Origin of the sequence: Phyllobacterium sp. 1468, assembly GCF_031455525.1 — a bacterium.
GTDB lineage: Bacteria > Pseudomonadota > Alphaproteobacteria > Rhizobiales > Rhizobiaceae > Phyllobacterium.
Genome location: NZ_JAVDSX010000009.1, coordinates 162,870 through 184,758, shown reverse-complemented (window position 1 = coordinate 184,758; position 21,889 = coordinate 162,870). Strand labels below are relative to the sequence as shown.

Sequence of the window (21,889 nt, the reverse complement as noted above, 5' to 3'; positions counted from 1 at the left end):
ATGATCGCGCATCAAAAGCATGAAGCTGCGCCGCTGCTTTCCGTACGAGGACTATGTGTCCGGTTTGGAAATGGTAGCGAGGCGGTAGCCGCACTCAGAAATCTCTCGTTCGATCTTGGCAAAGAAAAGCTCGGCATTGTGGGAGAGTCGGGTTCCGGCAAATCGACGCTCGGGAGGGCAATTTTGAAGTTGTTGCCTCGTATGGCCACTCTATCCGCCGATAGACTTGATTTTTGCGGTTCTGACATCGGCAAGGCTACTGAACGGCAGATGTTGCAAATACGTGGGCGCCAGATTGGCCTGATCCTTCAGGACCCCAAATACGCCCTCGACCCCACAATGAAGATCGGCGATCAAATTGGCGAAGCCGTCACATTGCACCTGGGAAAACGTGGCAAAGACAAGAAAAACCATGTCCTGGAAATACTCGACAGCGTAAAGATCAGGGATCCGCAACGTGTATACAAATTATATCCCCACCAGATTTCGGGCGGCATGGGGCAGCGGATAATGATCGCAATGACACTTGTCGCTCAACCCAAGATCATTATTGCTGATGAGCCAACGTCGGCTTTGGATGTAACAGTCCGCCGGCAGTTGCTTGAATTGCTTGATGAACTTGTAACCGCGCGTGGTATCGGGTTGATCTTCATCACCCATGATCTCGGTTTGGCAGAAGGTTTTTGTGACCGCCTTTTGATCATGTATTCCGGACAAATTCTTGAGGAGCTTCCGGCCAGTTCGCTTAGCAACGCCAAACATCCCTATACAAGGGGACTGCTTGAGAGCATGCCCCGCCTTGAAACACCGACGGAACGGCTGTCCGTTCTTGTCCGTGATCCCGCGTGGCAACGCGATGTGAGTCGGAGCCTTTCGCAATGATCGAAATCGAAAGCATCAATCTAACCTATGGTCATGGGAAATCGGCCGTAAGACCACTGAACGGCGTATCATTCAAAATCGAGAAGGGCGAGGCTTTCGGGATCGTCGGCGAGAGCGGTTGCGGGAAGTCCAGTCTTCTAAGGTGTATCGGTGGTCTCGAACGCGGCTGGGAAGGACGCATATGGATTGGTGGGTCCGAGATTTCACATTCCCGCAAGGCGCACGAAATGCGGGTTGTTCAAATGGTCTTCCAAGATCCATACGGGACTCTACATCCACGCCACACGATCGGAACCGCCTTGTTCGAACCATTGCGGGCGCAAGGCATGCCTGGCTCTGGCGAAATAATCGAAAAGGCGCTGTCCGACGTGGGGTTAAGCCCGTCGTTCCGCACACGCTACCCTCATCAACTATCCGGAGGCCAACGGCAACGGGTTGCAATTGCCAGGGCACTGATCATAGGGCCAGACGTTGTTTTACTCGATGAACCCACTTCCGCACTGGATGTTTCCGTCCAGGCCGAAATTCTCAATCTACTTTCCGAACTGCGCAAGTTGAAGAACCTGACATATATCCTTGTGAGTCACGATTTGGCTGTTACCGCCCACATGTGCGACCGTCTTGTGGTGATGAACAGTGGCAAGATCGTGGAGGAATTAACGGGGGATGATTTGCGCAACAACAACAACTGTCATCCCTATACACGGGAACTTATCGAAAGCAGTCAGCGGTACAAGAAAGCCGCCGCCTGATCGGATTAACAATGCGGCCGTCTGTTCTTAGCGCGTTGGAGTGGGTTCACGGGTTTTGAAGATATTGCAGACTTTTTGGCGGCCAACCGCTATTATTGGCATCCGCAAGGCTCGACGAGATCGTGCAGAACCGCCGCAATACCAAGGCTGCCAAACGCTTGCTTGTTCGTCTGCTGAAAAAGCAGGGCTTAGCGCCAAAGCGGATCATCACCGACAAGCTGCGATCTTACGCCGCCGCAAGACGCCAGATCATGCCAACCCTCGAGCACCGTTCCCACAAAGGATTAAACAATCGAGCGGAGAATTCGCATCTGCCGCTGCGAAAACGGGAGCGGGTGATGCAAACATTTCGATCATCGGGAAGCCTTCAACGGTTCCTCTCAGCTTTCTCCGCGGTCCGCAATCTCTTCGTGCCTCCTCGGACAAGACGCACCGCCCTTGCAATCCACCTCCATCGCATAAGCGCACTTGCACACTGGAAATCCGTCACCGGTGTTGCCGCCTGAAGTCCGGCATCCATCAAGCTTTGTCCTCAAAGACTTAACCCTGACATCACTCACGGCGATCATGCGTTTCGCCAGCGTTTTGCGCCGGGATATTGATGCCGTTAAAAATGCGATCGAACTCCCTTGGAGCAACGGTCAAGCCGAAGGGCAGATCAACCGCCTCAAGATGCTGAAGCGAGCAATGTACGGTCGCGCCAGCCCGGAACTGATGAGGGCAAGGAATGCTGCCGTTGAATCACAGAAATTGAGGATGAACCCGCTTAAGTGCAAACGGCGATCTTCCTCCTGGAGGAGCTTTTTGGCCTTTGAGGGGTCCGTAGGGCAACTGCTAGGTACGCCTCAGAGGCCAAAGCATGGTTGCGCCGCCCATATAACGGCGCGGTTTGAGTGGACCATAAGGGTTAAGCTGGCTTGCAGTACATTCCTACGTGACTGTTATTGTTACCGTTACGTACTTGCCCGTGGGCCCCATCCAGCTAGCATCATCACACACACTATCTTTCCGGCCCATGCCTCGGCGCTTAGCTACCTGCTACGTCTCGGTGCATTTGCCACAGCAGTCACATGCGCAACGCCAACTCTGTAGAATTTTCCAACAAGGGGAGGAACGGATCATGAGAATGAGATTGCTGGCACTTGTCGCTCTCTCGCTTGTAGCCGGAGGGGCGCCGATGCACGGGGCTTTGGCAGCAGAAGCGCTATCGGAACAGGAAGCGCACGCGATCGGCGTCGATGCCTATGTCTACTTGTACCCGTTGGTCACAATGGACGTCACCCGAAAGCAGGCGACCAATATCGAGGCAGGCAAGGTCTTCGGTCGAGGGCCCGCCAACGAATTCACCAATGTGCCGGAATTTCCGCCGGCGGATTTTAAGGACGTCGTGCGGTCGAATTTCGACACGCTCTATTCCATTGCCTGGCTGGATATGACCATGGAGCCGATGATCGTTTCTGCGCCGGACACGGATGGGCGCTATTATCTTCTGCCGATGCTGGACATGTGGACAGACGTATTTGCCTCGCCTGGCTGGCGAACAACGGGGACCGAAAAAGCGGACTTCGCAATTGTTCCGCCCGGATGGGAAGGAAAGGAACTGCCGCCCGGAACGCAGCGGATTGATGCGCCGACGCCTTTTGTGTGGGTCATCGGACGCACCAAGACTGACGGTCCGTCCGACTACGACGCGGTCCATAAAATCCAGGCAGGCTACAAGGTGACGCCGCTGTCACAATGGGGCAAGACGGCCGGGCCCGCTAAAGTGAAGATCGATCCCAAGGTGGACATGAAGACGCCGCCGAAAAAGACGGTGGACGGGATGACGGCGGGCGAATTTTTTGCCTATGCGGCAGAGCTTCTTAAGAACAATCCTCCTCACATCACCGATCAACCTATCGTGAGCCAGTTGAAGCGGATCGGCATTGAGCCCGGCAAGAACTTCGATTTGAGCAAAGCCGACCCTGTTGTCGCCAGGGCGCTTGAGGGTACGCCGTCCGAAGCACAGAAACTTATGGAGTGGAAGTTGGCGACGCTGGCGCGGGTCTCCAATTACTGGTCGATGAATACGGATACGATGGGCGTCTACGGCAACTACTATCTGAAACGTGCCATTGTCACTCAGCTTGGACTTGGCGCAAACCTGCCGGACGACGCGATCTACCCGCTCAACCTCGGTGACGAAAAAGGCAGCCCGCTGACCGGGGCTCACAACTACACAATTCATTTCGACAAGGAAACGCTCCCGCCAGTCAGGGCGTTCTGGTCGATCACGCTGTATGATCCGGAGGGGTTTCAGGTCGGCAACAGCCTCAACCGATTCGCCGTGAGCAGCTGGATGCCTTTTAAGTACAACTCGGACGGTTCACTTGATCTCTACCTCCAGAATGAGAGCCCAGGCGCTGAAAAGGAAGCCAATTGGCTACCCGCACCGACGGGAGGATTCAATCTTACCATGCGTCTTTACAGCCCCAAAACGGAAGCACTGACCGGAAAGTGGAACCCACCGCCAGTTACGATGGTTCCTGCACTCCAGCACGTGATTGCTCAATGACGTTGGTTGTGGTGGCGAAACTTAGCGGCATACAAGCGCACTGGCCCGCAAATCGGGCAGTACATTTCGTTCGTTGGCGAAGGTAGGTTTCGAAGGTCCCCCCGCAAACAGCATAAAATCATGAGCATAGGAAAATTCCGGGCCTAATCGATTGTTAGGTATTCGTGGAAAGCAGGAGCACTGGCCCCTACTGGCCAGGTGCGTTTCGACGTTCCCCAGGGGGGCGCAACGTCGGAACCTTCTGTAAGGATTTGGCTACCGTATATTATAGTTCGGCTTGCATTCTCTGCTAAGTGGCTCACTGCAAGTATAATCTCAAGATGGGAGCCAAAATGCAGAACCAGGCCAAGATGACCCAATCAGCAGCGCACCCACATAAGAGCGGCGTACCTTCAAACTATGCTCTGATACTCCATGTTCATTTTCCCGTTGATTCTCGTCCCGCTTTTCGACGCAAAGAAACAGAACAACGGCCCAGGAATGGGAGAAATCACACTATGAACTCCAATATCGGAGTTCCGTGGTTTTCATGTTTGGAATATTGGCGACGCTGCTTGCAGGGGTGGCAATCTTTTACCAAGTCAGGGACAAGAGCCAATTCGAACTTGCACATACAAGATTTGGATCGTTCAGCTTGCAAAGCTCAGTTATCTTTTGGTTGGTTGGATCGCGGTGCGCAGCATTCGCGGCCTGTTCTGGGCAGGAGACAAACGAGCAATCGGGAACCCAACAAGCTATTGGGTGTGGCCTTGAGCTGCAGTCGTAGCACCAATCTCGAAGGCGACGGAATAAGTAGCGCCCCCTGTTGGGCTTGTGTGGCCTGCTGCCGGTTTTCGGACATGAGGCTAAGCTAATCCCACCTTGGTTTCAAAATCGTTCGGGCTGAGCTAGCCCTATGTCGAGTGGCGACGCCTTGGTTGTAGAAGTGCTCGATGTAATTGAATACGTCCGCCCTTGCATAAGCTTTCAGGATATCCCCGCAGCATACCAAAACTGCTAGGGTGAGCGCCAAAACTGGCCGCTACTTTTGCATCTCTTGAAATACCTTAGGCGTGTCTTATGCAATGCAGCGCCCAAATAAGAAGACCGCTCCCAGGGGGCAAACTGGGAGCGGTCTAAGCGGATCTCTCCGCTGGCCAGGTTGGAAGAGCTAAGAACCTGGCACGCTCTCTGTGGGGGGAGGACTGAGCGTTATAGCCAACATACGCCACTCATAGCAGCGTGGATATTATACGTTGGTGTGATCGGTGAGTTTATGGCGAAGCGCGACTTGCGCACTTTCGAAGCTAACCCGCCCGCCGTCCTTGTGCGAGGAGATTGTGCTCTCGGCCCCTAAGGTCGTTTGGAGCGCGCCGGAAGTTTGGAAGAGCGTTGTGGCAACGTCCCGCTTCGATGCCACGCTCAGCTTCTTTCGATCGATCCCTATCCCGTTGTCATAGGTGGCGAGAGATTGGACGCCGAAAATTATCATGAGCGGATCGTTCCGGTTCCAGCGTCGAAGGGGTTGGCAGCGGAGATGATTGAGACTTAGCAGCCGGCTCACAACCGCACGGTGTGTCGATCACTCTCGAAGAACTCCGTGGACCCGATTTGGCCAGGTGGACACTTAAATCAGGTCCATATTTAACATACGGAGCGTCCAGAGTTACTGTTATAAAATAGGCTTGAATGATAATGGCCGACTCAAGTTTCCCGGCGGTGATTGCAGTTGCGGTAGCATCCGATCCGATCGGCTCGGCTCCGAAGTCTTATTGCAAGTCCGCCGCTATAGGCCAGATCAAGACCTTTGACCTGCCGGTCGCCATGTCGGGCTTTAGCATCGTACAGGCTTGGCACCCGCGCATGGATGCAGATCCCATTCATCGCTGGCTGAGGGCGCCGATTTTTTGAGACGTTCCGCTCAGTGAACTGAGTGCGTGCCCGCCGGCAAGCGCTTGTCTGTGTTCCGCAGGAGTGAATCGGCATTGAAGAGGTCTTTGTAGGGCAGCAGCACCTCAATCAGAGCTATTTTAATTCCTGCAAATAACATTGCGCATGGCAACCATCTGCTGATTAGCCGCGGAGACCTGATAGATGCTGGTTGGCAAATCGTTGAACGCTTCTGCCTGTTAAACCTGGAAAAAAGCTCACCCAGCCCCCAAGATAATCGCCGTTTTATGAACGGCGTGCTGTACGTTCCTTCGGGTTTGTTGTCTGGTACTGACGCAATGCCGGAAGCTGTCCGGTGTGAACATCCAACTCGCACTGCGATACCAAGGTATTGGCGATATCAATGTCCAACCTGCATTGCTTGCCCGATATCTTCATAATATTAACGCAGTTCCAGTTGGGAACTGCGGAAGGAGACGACGATGAAGATCCTGATGGTATTTACCTCGCATGATATACTCGGTAGCACCGGACGCAAAACGGGCTTCTGGCTTGAAGAGGGTGCCGCCCCCTACTACGTTTTTCGCGATGCAGGCATCGAACTCACGCTCGCTTCGCCGAAGGGTGGACAGCCGCCAGTGGACCCCAAAAGTGACCTGCCTGAAAACCAGACAGCAGCCATGGCGCGGTTCAAGAAAGATTCTGCCGCGCAAAAGGTGTTTGCGACAACTCAGAAATTAAAAGACATGCGTTCGGAAAATTTTGACGCCGTGTTCTATCCCGGTGGCCACGGGCCGATGTGGGATTTGGCCGAGGACGAGGATTCGATTTCACTTATCGAGTCCTTCTACAATTCTGGAAAGCCGGTCGCGGCCGTCTGTCATGCGCCGGGTGTGCTACATAAGGTGGAATATAAGGGCGAGCCTATTGTCAAGGGTAAGCGTGTTACAGGGTTCACCAACACCGAAGAGGAAGAAGTACAGCTCACGCACGTCGTACCATTCCTTGTTGAAGATGAGCTTAAACGGCTCGGAGGACTGTTCGAGAAAGTTGCCAACTGGGAGAGCTTCGCCATTACGGATGGGCGCCTGATTACCGGTCAAAATCCGGCCTCTTCGACGGCTGGGGCCCAAGCGCTCGTCAAACTTCTTTCCAGCATCCATTCGGCGGCTGGTTCGACCGCGGCGTAATCGCGCCAGTCGCTCGATATGTTCTCCTTGTGGTCGCAGGTGGTTCCTTGCGACCACACGACAACCGATAGCCAACTTGGCGTGTCAATCGTGTCCAATTTCACCAACAGTTCGTGACCACAGCGCCGACCAATTGTGGGCAGATGGTCCAAGGTTGGTCATTTGCAGTTCAACAAGCATGAAAAGACCGCCCCCAGGCAAATGGGAGCGGTCAAGCGGAGTAACCCGCAAGCCAGGCAGAGGTCGAGGGCCTGGCGCGCTCCCGGGAGGGGTTAAGCGCGAAACGACAATATGACCACAACCTGCTGTTGGCCATTACACCATGGTGTCGGCTGGTACTATGTTGTAGTTGCTCTGTTGTGAAAACGCTATGCCCGAGCTGCATGGGTGGCAGGCGTTTCTTAAATTGGCCCCGCTTTTGTCTTACGAGCATATTGTCAGAGAAGAGTTGTCGCGAAGTCCAAAACTAGGATTGTTTGAACTCCAACTCGGGTGATGATCAAGCTCGATGTGCCAATATCCCGGATAACGGTGCCGCCAACTATCAAAACCGGGCCGGCTTTCCTTTTTGCATCATTGCTACAAGGAAAATGCAGGCGAGGGCGCCTAACGCCGCAACAGAAAAGCCATCAATAAATGACAGCACGGCTGCTTGACGCGCGACAGCGGCCGCCAGCAAGGCAGTCGCCTGTGCGGTTGCAGCTGCCGGATCGCTCGTGTGCAGTCCCAAGGCACCCCGGAAAGCCGCGATTCTGTCGAGCGTCAGTCCGGCGATTCCATCGATATGAAGGCCAATGAGGTTCGAATGAACTTGCTCGCGCATGCGTACGAACGTCTGCATGAATGCAGTGCCGATTTCCCCGCCGAACAGGCGGCTGATCTGGATGAGGGCGCCGATCGTGAGCGCCTCGGCAGGGTTGATTGATCTCACGATCAATACCACCAAAGCCGTCAGTGCAAAGGATTGACCTAAAGCCTGCAAAATCTGCGAGGGAAGGAAATCGTTTGTGGCCCACTGACTTGTCAGGTTCGTAGCCAGCAGACAGGCTGTGCCAACCAGCGCAGCCCCAATTGCAAGAACCCATCTCCCATCGACACGTTTGAGCAGCGCTCCAAGCGGAATCACAATGAGAAGTTGTGGAAGCGCAATCCAGAGCAGGACTGAGCCGACCTGGAGCTCGCGATAATTCTGGACTGTCTGAAGGTAGGTGGGAATGATATACGCTGTCGATAGAATTATAAACCGAAAGCCAGCGAGCAGAAGCAGCAGCAATACCAGATTCTCGCGGAAAATCAGACGGATGTTTATGAAAGGGTGGTCCGTAACAAGTTCGCGAACAATGAACGCGATCGTGAGCAAGGAACCGGACGCCAGCAACGCGCTGATCATTCCATCGTTGATCCAATCCAGTCGATTGCCCTGATCCAGACCCGCGTACAACAAGCTGAACCCGATGGCGGCATAGGCCACACCTGGCCAGTCGAACCGGCGCAAAAGATCAATTTTGATTTCCTCCCGGGGGACGCCATGCCAAACGCACGCCGCCATAACCGGCAGAATCACGCAATACTGCCAGGATATCCATGCCCACGACCAATTGTCGGAATACCAGCCCTCCAGAGATGCCGCTACATTGAGGGACAACTCGATATTCATCGCATAGATGGCGATGCCGTAGATGACCATGGTTACCGGGAGGCTCCGCACGATAAAACTGATCGTGAGTGGAATGAACGTTCCTGATCCAACGCCTGCCAAAAACTGCATGGTCAGGAATGCAGCAAGGTTAGGGGAGAATGGTCCCATGAGACTTGCGACAAAAAATAGGATTATTCCGAGTAGCAAAATTCGGCGAACACCGAATACCGCGCCGAGATATGGCGATGTGACGCCGACCAGCATCTGACCAACTGCGAAACTGGTGGTGATCCAGGCCCCTTCATCGTAGCCTGCGCCGAGGGCGCCGCGCAAATCCGCAAGGCCGAAACTTGTCACACGGCTGCCCAGCGTGGCCATGATCGCGCCCAACATGACGCCGACGAGACCGATATACGGGCGGTACGAATCGATCGATAGTCGAGGATGCTGTTCCGACAGCGGATCGAGGGCAATTCCCGCCGAGCTGAAGGGACTTGCCTGGCGATTCATGGCTCTGACGAGGCTTTAGTTGAACTCTGTCCTGCGTCTGTAGAGGATCTCGTATCGATTGTCGCTTGTACCGACATTCCCGGCCGTACAAGGTCGCCAAGCACCGGGTTGGCATCGAGCACAATCTTTACCGGCACGCGCTGCACGACTTTCGTAAAATTGCCAGTCGCATTGTCAGGCGGCAGGAGGGCGAAGGTGGAACCTGTGCCAGGCGCCCAGCTGTCCACATGGCCGGTCAGCACAACGCCGGGAAAAGCATCGACCGTTACTTTGGCGAGTTGACGCGTCCTGATATTCGTCAGTTGGGTCTCCTTGTAGTTCGCCGTTACCCACAAATTCGGTATTGGAATAACGGCGATGACCTGTGTCCCGACATTGACGAATTGACCGGGTCGAACCTGACGTTGACCGACAAGGCCGTCGGCCGGTGCAAGAATGCGTGTGTAGCGAAGATTGTTCTCGGCGAGGCCGACCTGCGCCTCCGAAGCCTTCACCTGCGCGGCAAGCAATTGTTCTTGAACATCCAGCCCGGCGAGGAGCGCGTTCTGCTGATCGAGTTGCGCCTTGCTCAATTCCAGCTGGGCATGGGCGCGCTTTTCGGTTGCGTCAGCTTGCTCGACCAATTGTTCGGTGCTTGCAATTCGAGAGTCGAGGAGCCTGTTTTGACGGGTCAGTTCGAGGGACGACCGTACTAGATCTGCATTTGCAGCTGCGATAGTCGCCTCGGCCTGTCTTACAAGCGCGCGTTGTACATCGCGCTGATGGGACAGATTGGTAAGAGAAGCGCGCGCTGAAGCCAAGTTCGCTTGAGCAAAGGCGAGCTGTGCGCGATAGTCGGAGGGTTCAATTTCGACAACGAGGTCGCCCTTGCGAACGGCTTGATAATCTCCCACCGCAACAGTGGCCACATAGCCGGACACCTTGGCAGACAGCGGCGTGACGTCGCCGGCAACGAACGCATCCTGTGTCACTTGAAAACGGGCAGTACCCGTCCACTTATTCCAGTTCACTGCGACGAACCATGCCAGCAAAGCGACCGCGAATACAAAAAAAACCCGTAGCAAGGGAAACAGCCATCGTCCCCGCTTCTGGCTCGTGGCCTCTCTGGTCGCTGTTGGCGATCCACTCTCCAATTTGGTCCCCTTAGTCTGTTAATTGATTACCGCGATAAATTGGGAACGAGTGCGGGCATTGACGTTTATATCGTGGCTTTGATCTCCCTGCCAGCTAACGTTTTCTCTTGATTCCGGACGATTTGCAGGGGCCGATTGGAAGAACGGCCGAAATCAGAGAAGACACCTATCGCACTATGGTGTCATCGATATCTTCGTTGACCAAAGAGCGCGATGCGCGACCAAAGCAATGCCAACCGCGCCGGCGATGAGGGCAAGGCTGATGGTCCAGTCCGGCAACCATGCCACCTGCTATTTGAGGTGGATAATAAAATCTGTCATGCCACAAAGTAGAGTGCAGTGCGGAATATTGAAAGAGTGCGTCACAGCATACCGCAATTGCCTGGGTAACAATGTGAACCAGCGGCGGTACCCATCGCGGAAAATCCTCCCGCCTTGGGTCGATATCTGGCCTATCCGGGGCAGGGTGACAGTCGCGATACCAACACGACGGACCAGAAGTTCTTGCGTGGCATCCAGCATGCTGACGACAAGGGCATTCTTGCCGATGAACCCACAGGAGCGCTCGACAGCAAGAGCGGAGAGACAGTCCTCGACATCCTGAAGGAGCTCCATGCAGCTGGGCACACAATCATCGTCGTCACCCATGACATGGATATTGCTCGGCATGCCAACCGGATCGTCGAGATCAAGGATGGTGCAATCATTGCCGACCAGCGAGGGTCGGTTGAAGCGATTGGGTTGCCGGGAAAGTTGGGGAAGTTTCTGATTCTAGCAGGGTTATGGGGCGGCTTCTTCCAGCGGTTGATGGAAGCATTGCCAATGGCGCTCCACTCGATAGCAGCGCACATACCCGCACGGCATTGACTATGCTCGGCATAGTCGTCGGAATTGCCCCGGTTGTTGCCGTGGTCGGTCTAGGCGAAGGCGGCCAGCGCCCGGTTCTGGACCAGACCAACGGACTCGGCGTAAGTCGTTGAGATGAAAGGGTTCGCAACAAGGTATGCCTGAACAAGAGCTCCGACTAAAGCTGCCTCGTTCTTTAAGATTTGTCGACTGTGTAGCGTTTCAGGCGAAAATCTAATGAAAATATCATCCGTTCCGGTTACCACGCGTAAATTCTTGTTAGCACCATCTCTCTCCATGCGGATTCCATAGGATCCGCATTAAACCACTTCGCTGATAACGTTTGGAAAGCGCTCATTTTAGAAATTCGATCTGATAAATTTCTCTACGGCGTACAAATTTGATAAAACTGAAGGGTAAGGGTTGGCTGTGTTCGTAATGTCTCCCACCGTCTCGCTACTAATTGCGTCTTTCCGAATGATATCGATATCGATCAAATGCGAAGTCGAAAAATGTCCGATAATCTCATACGCGCCCGCCGCGAAATGCCTCTTCGGACGCGCCTGCGAAAGTCTCCTTTTCGTAGTCGCCGAATATGGCAGGATCTCCAAGGAGCAACCTGACACCCGCTTGCAATGCGAATTTTTCATGGCTCTCATCAGGTGTTGCAGACTGCAACGCAACAGCGAGCCTTTCATCGAACAGCGGAAATACAGGCCAGAATCCGCGTGACACCATCAGCAGTGCGCGCTTCATCACTGCCAATCGCGCCGATGTTCCAAGATGCCCTCCAAGTTCGCCAAGAAAACCATCATTGATGGCTTGCCAAGCTTCCGACGTGAGTACATTCTTGTAAGCACTCATCATTTGCGAGCGGTAAGCTGACCTGCTCCCCTGGAATGTCCTCGATTTGAGGTTAGTCTGTTCTCCACACCAGGAGACAGAAAATGAAGCGATCCCGTTTCAGCGACGAGCAGATCATTGGTATTTTGAAGGAGCATCAGGCCGGACTATCGGCTGCTGACCTTTGCCGGAAATACGGTGTCAGCGATGCGACATTTTACAAGTGGCGCTCGAAGTTTGGTGGCATGGAAGTGCCGGAAGCCAAGAGGCTAAAGGCACTTGAGGAAGAAAACGGCAAACTGAAGCGTCTCTTGGCGGATGCGATGCTGGATGTATCGACGCTCAAAGAGATGCTTGGAAAAAACTTTTGAGGCCCGGTTCGAGGAGAGATGCCGTGAACTGGGCCATGACCGAAAAGAACTACTCGCAACGCCGTGCCTGTGGACTCGTGGGGATTGATCCGCGGGTTTATCGCTATCGGTCAAGCCGGGCGGATGATGCAGATCTCCGGCACCGCATGCGGGAGCTGGCCAGCGAACGTCGCCGCTTTGGCTACCGCCGGTCTTCACATTCTGCTGAAGCGAGAAGGTGTCGAGGTCAATTGGAAGAAGCTTTACCGCCTCTACAAAGAGGAGCGGCTGACGGTGCGCAAGCGTGGCGGCCGCAAACGAGCGCTTGGCACACGTGCGCCGATGGCGATCCCCCAGGGTCCAAACCAGCGCTGGAGCCTCGACTTTGTCTCGGATTCTTTGACCGACGGCCGCCGCTTCCGGGTGCTCTGCGTCATCGATGACTTGAGCCGCGAATGTCTGGCAACGGTCGTCGACAATTCGATCTCGGGAACGCGCGTTAGCCGGGAGTTGGACAGGATCGTCGAACACCGTGGAATTCCCTGCATGGTTGTCTCGGACAATGGCACCGAACTGACCTCGAATGCCATCCTGAAATGGCAGCAGGAACGCCAGGTCGAATGGCACTATATCGCGCCGGGAAAACCGATGCAGAACGGCTTTGTCGAAAGCTTCAACGGCAGACTGCGTGATGAGTGCCTCAACGAGCATCTCTTCACCAGCTATCGGCACGCCCGCCAGATCATCGAGGAATGGAGGATTGACTATAATCTGAACCGACCCCACACAAGCCTTGACGGCATGACACCCTATGAGTTCGCAACCCGGTCCGAAAAAGGCCAAAACCAGAACAGAGCTAACTTATAAATGCGGACACAAAGGGGAGCAGGTCAAAGCTTCCGTACAGTCCGAAGCTTATTGGGCCGCAATTCGTTAGCCGACGGCGACAAAAGTTCATCTCCACCATATCCTCCAGTAATGACATTGCAGCTTTCTTTCTGAGCGAATCCCCAGATTTTCGAAAACGCATCTTCGTATTCCTCAGCTAGAGGAAGGGACGTTCTTGATACTAGACCGCTAAAAGCGCTACGGCGTTGGTTCTAAACACAATTGCGTATTGCGAAGTGTAAGCATATTTGGGATCGTTAGTGAACAATAGAGGGGGAGTATAAGAAGGCGACGGGAGGAGAAAAAAGGAAGGGAACATAGTTCAAGGATCTCTTTAACGGAGTGAAAAACTATGGTTTCACGGCCCAACAACCTCGCAAACGGAAGACCAGCTTCTGTAAAAATGGCTTCTTATGGCGTTCTCGGTGTACTCGCTACAGTATTCACGTCATCGATATTGCCGCCCGTATTCACTTCCACGTCTGTAAGAGCAGTCGTTAATGCTCCGGTGTCGTCTTTGACCTCCCCGATCAACGGGACGGTGACGAATATCACTGGCAAGAAAGACGATGCCTACGAAGGGCCCATCGCGACGGTCCAGAACGAACGTGTGGACCGATCCACTTTGATCGGGCTTCAGGTAGAGTCGAGTTCGCTTCAGAATGAACTTATGCTCAAAAAATCGAACCTGGACGTTCATCTTAGCAGGATAAAAGACCTGGAGGCTGAACTGGCCGTACAGCAGCAGGCGTTAATAGACCGCTCCGACAATGTGCTGCGCGATGCTCAGGTTCGCTTGAATCTTGCCACCATTTCCGCGGAAAATGCCAAGGCATCTGCTGCTCGTAAATTGGGCTTGGTTTCCAAAGGATTTTCACCCGGTACGAAGGATGAGCTTCTCAACAGAAACAGGCTGGAAGATGCCAAGGTCGAAGCGGCGAGACTTAAGGTTGATATGTCAAACGACGATTTGGGGTTTGCCCGGCGCGGTATCTTTGTGGGCGACAACAATCAATATTTGCAGAATTTACAGAATGAAATCCGTGCGCGCCGAGCGGATGTCTCGCAGATCAGTATGCAAAATGCGTCGATAAAGATGCGCCTCGAGGAGTTGCAAAGCCTCACGCAAGCCGAGAACCACCGCATCGAATTGATGGCGAAAGCGGATGTTTCGGTCATGAAATCCGAAAAAATATATAAAACTGTAGCGCAAGTTGGGAAACAGGTGAATGCGGGTGATACTCTCGCTCAAGCTGTTGATTGCAGGGAAGCGTTTGTCGTTGCGATCTTTTCTGAGCGCCAGGCGCAGGCACTGGCGGTTGGGGCAAAAGTCGTGGTCGAATCGGACGCATGGTCTTCGCCGGTCTCGGGTCTGGTAAGCCGGCTCCTTCCTCGCACCACGGATCGTGTTGATCTCGACTTTGCGGTTCCGTTTCCGCCAACGGAACGCCGTGAGCTCTATGCTTTCATAACTCCGGAGAAATCGACACAGGAAGGGGCTGCCGATTTGTGCTCGGTCGGGACATGGGTGACCGTGACGCGGCAAAGCGATTGGGTCGAAAAGACTAGTTCCTACGTGAACGGAGCGACTGCGGCGCTTGGGAACCAGGTAGAAAAGCTGGAATTGGCATTCCTGCAAGGAGGATCAAAGCTCGTTGATTTCAGCACGTATATCTCGGGCAAGGCAAATGCTGCGGAGCCACGCCTTCATACAGAAACTGTTTTGATAGCGGACGAAAAAAATGATTCCGTTCAAGTACTGAAGAGAACGGCATGCCTGTTAAGCAAATGCCAAGCCACGGATTATCTGTTCGACCATGGGGTAGGACTGAATCCGACACCATTCCTTCACGAGCGAATTATTGCCGATAGCGGGACGCAAGCCGTCTTTGATACGAGATGGAACTAGCCGGTGTTAGACATATGCCGCTCGGCTCTCAGCGTTGCGACGGTCTGTGTGTTAGCCGTTACGGCCAGTCATGCCGCCGATGGTGCCGCCGGATCGACTTTGTGTACGGCTTTAGCTCGTTTGCAAACAGAAGGAGCGGGTGGCACCGTGCTGACCATGTTTCTGCCGAGCTACCTGTCTTCGATTGGAGGTCCGCCCCTGCCAGAAGCCCTCCAAAACACTGCGTTTGTCTATGACAATTCGCTGGCGGCAATGGCTTTCCTAGCCTGTGGGGAGATTGATCGCGCCAGATCAATCGGCGATGCGTTGATTGTTGCCGGTGGGAAAGACCGATTTTACATGGATGGGCGACTTCGCAACGCGTATCGAGCCGGGCCAATAACGGAGAATCCCGCGCTGCCGGGCTGGTGGGATGATCGCTCCAAAGTTTGGGCTGAAGACGAATATCAGGTCAGCACTGCCGCCGGTAACGTCGCGTGGGCTGCATTGGCGCTTCTTCAGCTTCACGAAAAGACAAAGGAAGCGAAATATCTCGAGGCAGCGGAACGCCTAGCCATTTGGCTCGATCAGTTGCGGGGCGACGACCTTAGCCCGGGAGTGGTGGGGGGATATTACGGTTTTGAGCCCAAGGCCGTCCGTATTGCGTGGAAATCCACTGAACACAACATCGACACCCTGGCTGTGGCCCGATGGCTCAGCATGATCAGCGAAAATCCCCGGTGGGAAGGGCTGGCTGAAAGTACGCTGCAGTTCGTGACTAGCATGCGCGACGACAAGAGCGGCTTTCTTATCGGCACAGACTTGACCGGAAATGCAGTCCACAGCACCGACTTGTGGCTGGATGTGCAGGTATGGCCCTTTTTGGTCGTCCCCAAATCGCGACGACCCGCTAAATGGGCCGATACAATTGGCCTGATGGACGCAAAGTTGGCTGTGCCAGGCGGCTATGATTTCAACGGGGATCGGGATGGACTGTGGATCGAGGGAACGGCGCAGGCAGCGTTGCTCTTCCAACAGGAAGGTGAACCAAAGCGCGCATCGGAGTTGATCGCCAGCATCCTTGAAAACGTCGATCCGCAATCCGGGTTGCTGTACGCGACCTCCGGCCCGCCGCTTTCAACTGGGTTGACAGTCGGAGCGATGGGGCAGGGCGGTGCGTTCATGTATCAGCACTGGCCGCATCTGGGTGCGACCGCATGGGCCGTGATGGCAGCAATGGATTTCAACCCCTTCCGGCCCAACTGAGGTATGCATGTTTTTCAACGTCAACGACGATGTTTCGAGTGTGCTGTTTTTCGATTTGGGGATTGGTCTCCTGTTCGTCGTGTTCTCCAGGTTGGCGCATCGGGACAGGTTGATTGACAGAGTGCTGTTCGGAAGCGCTACCATCCTGTCGCTCGTGCTTTACATTTCCTGGCGATGGCTCGACACATTGCCTGACCTTGAGGTGACCGGGGCCAGCATCTGGGCCTACTTCTACTTTACGTTTGAAGCTATTTCAGTCGTCTATGCGCTTGGATCAGTTCTTATCCTGTTCAGGTCAACTGACTGGTCGCTCGAGGCTGACGACGCTCAGAAACAACTCGCAGCTACGGAGCAGTATCCTTCCGTCGACGTATTTATCTGCACTTATAATGAGCCGATCAATATCTTGGAGAAGTCCGTCATCAGTGCCGGATCGATGAATTATCCCGACTTCAAAGTGTATGTCTGCGACGATACCCGCCGTCCTGAAATCAAAGATTATTGCGATCAAATTGGTGTGGGCTATATCACGCGTCCCGACAACCGCCACGCCAAGGCGGGCAACCTCAATAACGCTCTAGCGCTTACAAACGCCACCAGGCATCCGTGCGATTTGATCATGGTGCTTGATGCGGATTTTGCCCCGCAAGAAAATTTCCTGCGACGCACAGTTGGGCTGTTCAGGAACGAAGAGGTAGGTGTTGTCCAGACACCGCAGTTCTATTTCAACTCTGATCCGATACAACATAATCTTGGCATAAGGTCATCGTTTGTCGATGATCAGCGCGTCTTCTTCGACACTTTTCAGCCAGCGAAGGACGCGGTGGGATGTGCTTTCTGCGTCGGCACCAGTTTTGTCGTGAGGCGCTCCGCTTTGAACGAAATGGGCGGATTCCCGCATGAAGCCCTGTCCGAAGACATGTTGCTGACCTATCGCCTGATGGAACGGGGTTATGTGACGCGTTGGCTGAACGAGAAGCTCAGTGTCGGTCTGTCGGCTGAAGGAATTCCGGAATATATAACGCAGCGCACTCGCTGGTGTCTTGGAACAATCCAGATCGGACTTCTGAAAGACGGCCCATTGTGGCGCGGCCGTTTTACCCTGACCCAGCGTCTCCACTACATCCATGGCCTTCTCAGCTGGCTGTCGAAACCGTTTATCCTTTGCATGCTGTTTGCACCATCGATTTATTGGCTGTTCGACATCTCGGCTATTCAAGCCGATGAGCTGGTATTCATGAAATACGGCATATCCGCCCTCCTTGTATTCTGGAGTTATTCATCGTGGATTTCGGAACGGCGGACTTTGCCGTTTTTCACTGAAGTGACGCACGCCATTACCGCTCTTCCAATCACGGTCGCGCTTTTGCAGGCCATTCGCAAACCATTCGGGCGGCCGTTTAAGGTTACGGAGAAGGGTGGCGATAGATCCAAAATCCGCGTTCACGCGCCAACGGCAGCGTTCTTCGGAGTTGTCACTCTACTTTCTGCGTTCTCGATCGTTTCGACGGTGTTTGTCTGGAGTTCACCCATCGAGTTCTCCGAACGCGATTGCTTGAACCTTGTGTGGTCGGCATTCGCCATGCTGATCGGGTTTGTCAGTCTTCTTGTCTGCATCGAACTTCCAAGATTCGGACAGGAGGAGCTCATCAAGATCCAGATGCAGTCATCGTTGCGTGCTGGAGGCATTGTACGCGACATCCAGATCGATGCACTATCAACGCAGAATGTCTTGATCACGGACTTGGAATTGTCTGGCACAGAAGACGAGGCAGTGTTTATCCACGGGATCGGATGGGTAAAAGTCGAGTTTGACTCATCGTTGCCACCGAACTGTTTCAGGATCCTTCCAGGTTTCCAACAGCGGAACGATATTCTTCGGGCGTTGTTCCGCAAAGCACCAGACAATGTGGCGAGCGTGGGAATGTTAGGAAAATCAATGATTAGGTTGTGCAAGCGAGCGCTGTCCTGACCACGCTGACGATCCCGGGCGGCGCGGTGTCAAGCTCATCGATCAGCGCGCTCGAGCTTGGGGATGGTCAGCAAGTCGGCCAGCAACCGAGCCCACGCAAGACGGCCTGCACGTTCGTGTTCCATGGCACCCCCTGCTGGTACAACTATTTCTCATCTATTACGGCGCCGGCCAGCTTGAGTGGATAAACCACACATAGCTGCCGATATAGCCGTTGGACATATCGTTGCCGATATCGTCGACATATCCCTTCAGCGTTTTCGAAGAGGCCATAATGTAGTCGTTGAAGACGGGCAGGATCAGACCGCCGTCTCGCACCATCAGCGCCAGCTGTCGATAAAGCACCTTGCGCTTGGCTTCATCGAGCTCAGACCGCGCCTGCTTCGTTGCGCAGAACTGCAACGTGATCGTTCGAAGGTCAAAGCGGACAGAGAAAATGCACGGGCCGCGACTTGACAATCCAAATATGAGACCCATGTGGGGTTTAACCCGCTGGTCCGGGCCCCTCTGGTGAGAGCCTCGGCACTCTTGCGATGTCGGACCTTTTTCCGACAATCCGTGCCGACAGGGGATTTTCTTTGGATTTCTCATTTTTATTCCTCGAGTGGGTAGGGAAGCCGCTCTGGATGTGGGCAAGCTTCCTCGCGCTGGTCATCGCCATTCTCTCATTTGACCTTGGCATTCTCCATAAGCAGAACAGGGAGATCGGCGTTCGCGAAAGCGTGAAGCTTTCCAGCCTCTATATCGCGCTGGGTATCGCATTCGGCGGTTGGGTTTGGTGGTATCTCGGCTCCGACGCTGGTCTTGCCTATATGACGGGCTTCGTCGTGGAAAAGACGCTGGCGCTGGATAACGTCTTCGTCATCGCGCTGATCTTCTCTTTCTTCGCCGTCCCGCGCCTCCATCAGCACCGGGTACTCTTCTGGGGAATTCTCGGCGTCCTCGTGCTGCGCGCCATTATGATTGGTGTCGGCGCGACGCTGGTCGCAGAATTCGCTTGGGTTCTCTATATCTTTGCAGCTTTCCTGATCGTTACCGGCATCAAGATGCTGGCCATCAAGGAGGCCGAGCCCGACGTCTCAGGAAACGTGCTTGTCCGTTTCATGCGCAATCGCTTCAACGTCACCGACGAGCACCACGGCGAGCGGTTTTTCGTCAGAAAAACAAATCCCATCACTGGCGCGACGAGCTGGTTTATCACGCCCCTCTTCATGGCGCTCGTGATGATCGAAGTAGCCGATGTCATCTTCGCCGTGGATTCGGTCCCCGCAATTTTCGCGATCACTACCGATCCGTTCATCGTCTACACTTCGAATATCTTCGCTATCCTTGGCCTTCGCGCCCTCTATTTCGCGCTCGCCGCGATGGTCCATCGCTTCCAGTACCTGAAGCCGGCACTCGCCCTGGTCCTGATCTTTATCGGCTCGAAGATCTTTGCCGCCGATCTTCTGGAGCTGGAAAAGTTCCCAGCCATCCTTTCGCTCGGCATCACCTTCGCGATCATCGCCGCCGGCGTGATCTGGAGCCTTCTCAAAACCCGCGATCGCCAGTCCGCGTAACCGCAACCCGTTGGGAAGAACGGCGTCAGCAACAGAACACGAAGGAAATAGATATGATTTCGGATATCGTCGGTTGGCTTTTTGCCATTTTCATCTTCGATCCCCTCCAGGCACAGATGCAGCAGCATGTTGAGCGTGCGAACTTGCCCGTGGAGATCGTCCGACAGTCTCAGGCTTGCCTGGCCTCCCAAGGCCCGCTGCTGATCGAGCGGGCCGCCGGAGACTATGGCTGGGCCGCAGGCACCATCGTCAATATCGCGATCGGACGCACCACGCCGGCTGATCTCCTGGATAACCGGGACCCGCACTGCGCGGCTCTCGTAAGTGTCCTGAACGCCAACAGCGGCGAGAGAGTGTAACGACAGATTTCGGCGGAAACCGATTGGACGACATGTCTGAACCAGACGATAACATCGAGACGCCGGGGGGTATGGCAACCGCACTGCTTACGGAGATGCTGGAGCTTGCCGGGAAAAGAGGCGGTCTTTCCATCGGTGAGGCTCTGGAGATCATGGGATCGACGGGCATGACCGTTACCGTGCTGTTTCTGGCAATTCCGGCACTGACACCGATCCCGGGTCCGTTCGGTATGGTGTTCGGCACAGCCCTTGCTCTGATCTCGCTGCAGATCACCTTCGGCCGCCAGAGCCTCTGGTTGCCGACCGTGGTCAGAAACCGCCATATTTCACCGGCAATGCTCGATCTTATCATCCCTCATTCGCTTCCGATTATTGCCAGGGTGGAGAAGGTCATGCGAGCCGGCCGGCTCAAGGCGTTTACAGGCCCGATTGTTCAGACCCTGCTTGGCATTCCGATCTTCCTGCTCGCCGTCGTGATCGCCCTGCCGATCCCGTTCGGCAATATCTTGCCGGTGGTCTCGCTGGTGGTCTTGGCAGTCGCCCTGATGGAGCGCGACGGGCTGGTCACCCTCATCGGATTGTTGCTCGCCGCGGCGACGCTCGCCGTGACCGCAGCTTTGCTTTATTTGATGCTCTCCGCGATCCTTGCCGCCTAATGACTAGGCTCAAACGACATCCTACGAGGCCCGTAGCCGATGCCTGGTCGCGCACCTATCGCTCGAGCGTCGAATGGTTAGCGCCCTTGCCGGAAGCGGTGATGACGCGCAACGGCATGCGTCACCTTCCCCAAGGGTTTGCGCGCGCTGGTTCGGCAAGCAGTTGCCTCGCGAGGCAGTAAAACAAGCGACCGGCGTACGCCCTTCACGGTGCCTTTCAGACAATCGGCGCCTGGCATGGGCAAGGCCGATATGCGCGATCAACTCTGCGGTCAGCCAAGCGATAGTCGCGGCGGTTGAACATCGGGAGAAATCGGTCTCTGCTCTCGGCGTAGACATTTTTCACAACAATTCCGGTAATGACGAGGTGCGAGGCGGCCTATCCATATTCTTGGTATATGCTCCTAAAACCGCATAACGGCTCATCGGAAACCGCACGTCAGAAAACTGCGTTGAGTGGGTCTGCGGTTCGAACCCGGTCAAGGCGGCCACAGCTTTTTGTGCGCCTATTGCACGACAGATTGCCGTCGGGGTCTTGCCAGACCAGGTAGTCGGCATTCTGCGGATAGCGCCACGGATGTTGCTTTGCTCCGATCGTCAGCAAACGACGAACCTCCTCTGGTGACAGTCGGTATGAAGGTCCAAATGCAGCCAGCTTCTCCGCTTAGCCACGACGATCGCGGCCCGAAAGGAAATAATCGGGCCCTGGCCGTCGGGATCAAAAAACACAATA

The 21,889-nt window shown here is 54.5% G+C and carries 14 protein-coding genes and 5 pseudogenes; 15 read left to right on the top strand and 4 right to left on the bottom strand.

Annotated features, from left to right (window positions below):
- From J2X72_RS21285 to J2X72_RS21255, 7 genes and pseudogenes are all read left to right on the top strand, one after another.
- The gene (locus tag J2X72_RS21285) at positions 1-882 is read left to right on the top strand and encodes an ABC transporter ATP-binding protein (protein ID WP_310075214.1); all 882 of its coding nucleotides are present in this window, start codon (positions 1-3) and stop codon (positions 880-882) included.
- Positions 879-1,634 carry an ABC transporter ATP-binding protein gene (locus tag J2X72_RS21280; protein WP_310075212.1) on the top strand — a complete coding sequence of 252 codons (756 nt, stop codon included), beginning with the start codon at positions 879-881 and terminating at the stop codon, positions 1,632-1,634. The genes J2X72_RS21285 and J2X72_RS21280 overlap by 4 nt, the downstream gene beginning before the upstream one ends.
- Positions 1,635-1,744: 110 nt before the next feature.
- Positions 1,745-2,140, top strand: a pseudogene (locus J2X72_RS21275) (transposase); the annotation flags it as partial.
- A gap of 49 nt (positions 2,141-2,189) precedes the next feature.
- Positions 2,190-2,360 (top strand): annotated as a pseudogene (locus tag J2X72_RS21270) (transposase); the annotation flags it as partial.
- Positions 2,361-2,754: 394 nt separating this feature from the next.
- Complete coding sequence (locus tag J2X72_RS21265) at positions 2,755-4,188, top strand: DUF1254 domain-containing protein (RefSeq protein WP_405044751.1); 1,434 nt, start codon at positions 2,755-2,757, stop codon at positions 4,186-4,188.
- A gap of 1,674 nt (positions 4,189-5,862) precedes the next feature.
- Positions 5,863-6,078, top strand: coding sequence for a hypothetical protein (locus J2X72_RS21260; RefSeq protein WP_310075210.1), 216 nt, complete (start codon positions 5,863-5,865; stop codon positions 6,076-6,078).
- A 461-nt stretch (positions 6,079-6,539) separates the two neighbouring features.
- Positions 6,540-7,247: a type 1 glutamine amidotransferase domain-containing protein gene (locus tag J2X72_RS21255; RefSeq protein WP_310075209.1), complete on the top strand. Its 708-nt coding sequence runs from the start codon at positions 6,540-6,542 to the stop codon at positions 7,245-7,247.
- Between the two features lie 544 nt (positions 7,248-7,791).
- Here the strand turns inward: J2X72_RS21255 and J2X72_RS21250 are convergent.
- Both J2X72_RS21250 and J2X72_RS21245 read right to left on the bottom strand, forming a co-directional pair.
- Positions 7,792-9,396: an MFS transporter gene (locus tag J2X72_RS21250; protein WP_310075205.1), complete on the bottom strand. Its 1,605-nt coding sequence runs from the start codon at positions 9,394-9,396 to the stop codon at positions 7,792-7,794.
- Positions 9,393-10,406 (bottom strand): HlyD family secretion protein, encoded by a 1,014-nt coding sequence (locus J2X72_RS21245; protein ID WP_310075203.1) that lies wholly within the window; start codon positions 10,404-10,406, stop codon positions 9,393-9,395. The genes J2X72_RS21250 and J2X72_RS21245 overlap by 4 nt, the downstream gene beginning before the upstream one ends.
- 660 nt (positions 10,407-11,066) lie before the next feature.
- Between J2X72_RS21245 and J2X72_RS21240 the strand changes: the two are divergent.
- A pseudogene (locus J2X72_RS21240) lies at positions 11,067-11,503 on the top strand (macrolide ABC transporter permease/ATP-binding protein MacB); the annotation flags it as partial.
- A 397-nt stretch (positions 11,504-11,900) separates the two neighbouring features.
- On the opposite strand, the gene J2X72_RS21235 reads toward J2X72_RS21240, so the two are convergent.
- Positions 11,901-12,242, bottom strand: a complete 342-nt coding sequence (locus J2X72_RS21235; RefSeq protein WP_310075198.1) for a hypothetical protein — start codon at positions 12,240-12,242, stop codon at positions 11,901-11,903.
- 80 nt (positions 12,243-12,322) lie between these two features.
- On the opposite strand from J2X72_RS21235, the pseudogene J2X72_RS21230 reads away from it, so the two are divergent.
- The 4 genes and pseudogenes from J2X72_RS21230 to J2X72_RS21215 all read left to right on the top strand — a co-directional run bounded on the left by J2X72_RS21230 (position 12,323) and on the right by J2X72_RS21215 (position 18,582).
- Positions 12,323-13,435 (top strand): annotated as a pseudogene (locus tag J2X72_RS21230) (IS3 family transposase).
- Positions 13,436-13,973: 538 nt separating this feature from the next.
- The gene (locus J2X72_RS21225) at positions 13,974-15,365 is read left to right on the top strand and encodes an HlyD family efflux transporter periplasmic adaptor subunit (protein ID WP_310075196.1); all 1,392 of its coding nucleotides are present in this window, start codon (positions 13,974-13,976) and stop codon (positions 15,363-15,365) included.
- 3 nt (positions 15,366-15,368) lie between these two features.
- Complete coding sequence (locus J2X72_RS21220; RefSeq protein WP_310075194.1) at positions 15,369-16,610, top strand: hypothetical protein; 1,242 nt, start codon at positions 15,369-15,371, stop codon at positions 16,608-16,610.
- A 7-nt stretch (positions 16,611-16,617) separates the two neighbouring features.
- Entirely contained in the window at positions 16,618-18,582 is a 1,965-nt protein-coding gene (locus J2X72_RS21215) for a cellulose synthase catalytic subunit (RefSeq protein ID WP_310075193.1), read from the top strand.
- A 159-nt stretch (positions 18,583-18,741) separates the two neighbouring features.
- Here the strand turns inward: J2X72_RS21215 and J2X72_RS21210 are convergent.
- Positions 18,742-18,963, bottom strand: a pseudogene (locus tag J2X72_RS21210) (hypothetical protein); the annotation flags it as partial.
- A gap of 197 nt (positions 18,964-19,160) precedes the next feature.
- Between J2X72_RS21210 and J2X72_RS21205 the strand changes: the two are divergent.
- The 3 genes from J2X72_RS21205 to J2X72_RS21195 are packed head-to-tail and all read left to right on the top strand — an operon-like array spanning position 19,161 to position 21,156.
- Complete coding sequence (locus tag J2X72_RS21205) at positions 19,161-20,141, top strand: TerC family protein (RefSeq protein ID WP_310075191.1); 981 nt, start codon at positions 19,161-19,163, stop codon at positions 20,139-20,141.
- 53 nt (positions 20,142-20,194) lie between these two features.
- Positions 20,195-20,500: a hypothetical protein gene (locus J2X72_RS21200; protein ID WP_310075189.1), complete on the top strand. Its 306-nt coding sequence runs from the start codon at positions 20,195-20,197 to the stop codon at positions 20,498-20,500.
- A 32-nt stretch (positions 20,501-20,532) separates the two neighbouring features.
- A complete protein-coding gene (locus J2X72_RS21195; protein ID WP_310075187.1) occupies positions 20,533-21,156 on the top strand; it encodes an exopolysaccharide biosynthesis protein in 624 nt (207 codons plus the stop codon).
- Positions 21,157-21,889 lie beyond the last annotated feature (733 nt).

Excerpts from the sequence above, each read along its gene's own strand:
- J2X72_RS21285 (WP_310075214.1), top strand. The coding sequence starts at position 1 with ATGATCGCGCATCAAAAGCATGAAGCTGCGCCGCTGCTTTCCGTACGA.
- J2X72_RS21280 (WP_310075212.1), top strand. The coding sequence starts at position 879 with ATGATCGAAATCGAAAGCATCAATCTAACCTATGGTCATGGGAAATCG.
- J2X72_RS21265 (WP_405044751.1), top strand. The coding sequence starts at position 2,755 with ATGAGAATGAGATTGCTGGCACTTGTCGCTCTCTCGCTTGTAGCCGGA.
- J2X72_RS21260 (WP_310075210.1), top strand. The coding sequence starts at position 5,863 with ATGGCCGACTCAAGTTTCCCGGCGGTGATTGCAGTTGCGGTAGCATCC.
- J2X72_RS21255 (WP_310075209.1), top strand. The coding sequence starts at position 6,540 with ATGAAGATCCTGATGGTATTTACCTCGCATGATATACTCGGTAGCACC.
- J2X72_RS21250 (WP_310075205.1), bottom strand. The coding sequence starts at position 9,396 with ATGAATCGCCAGGCAAGTCCCTTCAGCTCGGCGGGAATTGCCCTCGAT.
- J2X72_RS21235 (WP_310075198.1), bottom strand. The coding sequence starts at position 12,242 with ATGATGAGTGCTTACAAGAATGTACTCACGTCGGAAGCTTGGCAAGCC.
- J2X72_RS21215 (WP_310075193.1), top strand. The coding sequence starts at position 16,618 with ATGTTTTTCAACGTCAACGACGATGTTTCGAGTGTGCTGTTTTTCGAT.
- J2X72_RS21200 (WP_310075189.1), top strand. The coding sequence starts at position 20,195 with ATGATTTCGGATATCGTCGGTTGGCTTTTTGCCATTTTCATCTTCGAT.
- J2X72_RS21195 (WP_310075187.1), top strand. The coding sequence starts at position 20,533 with ATGTCTGAACCAGACGATAACATCGAGACGCCGGGGGGTATGGCAACC.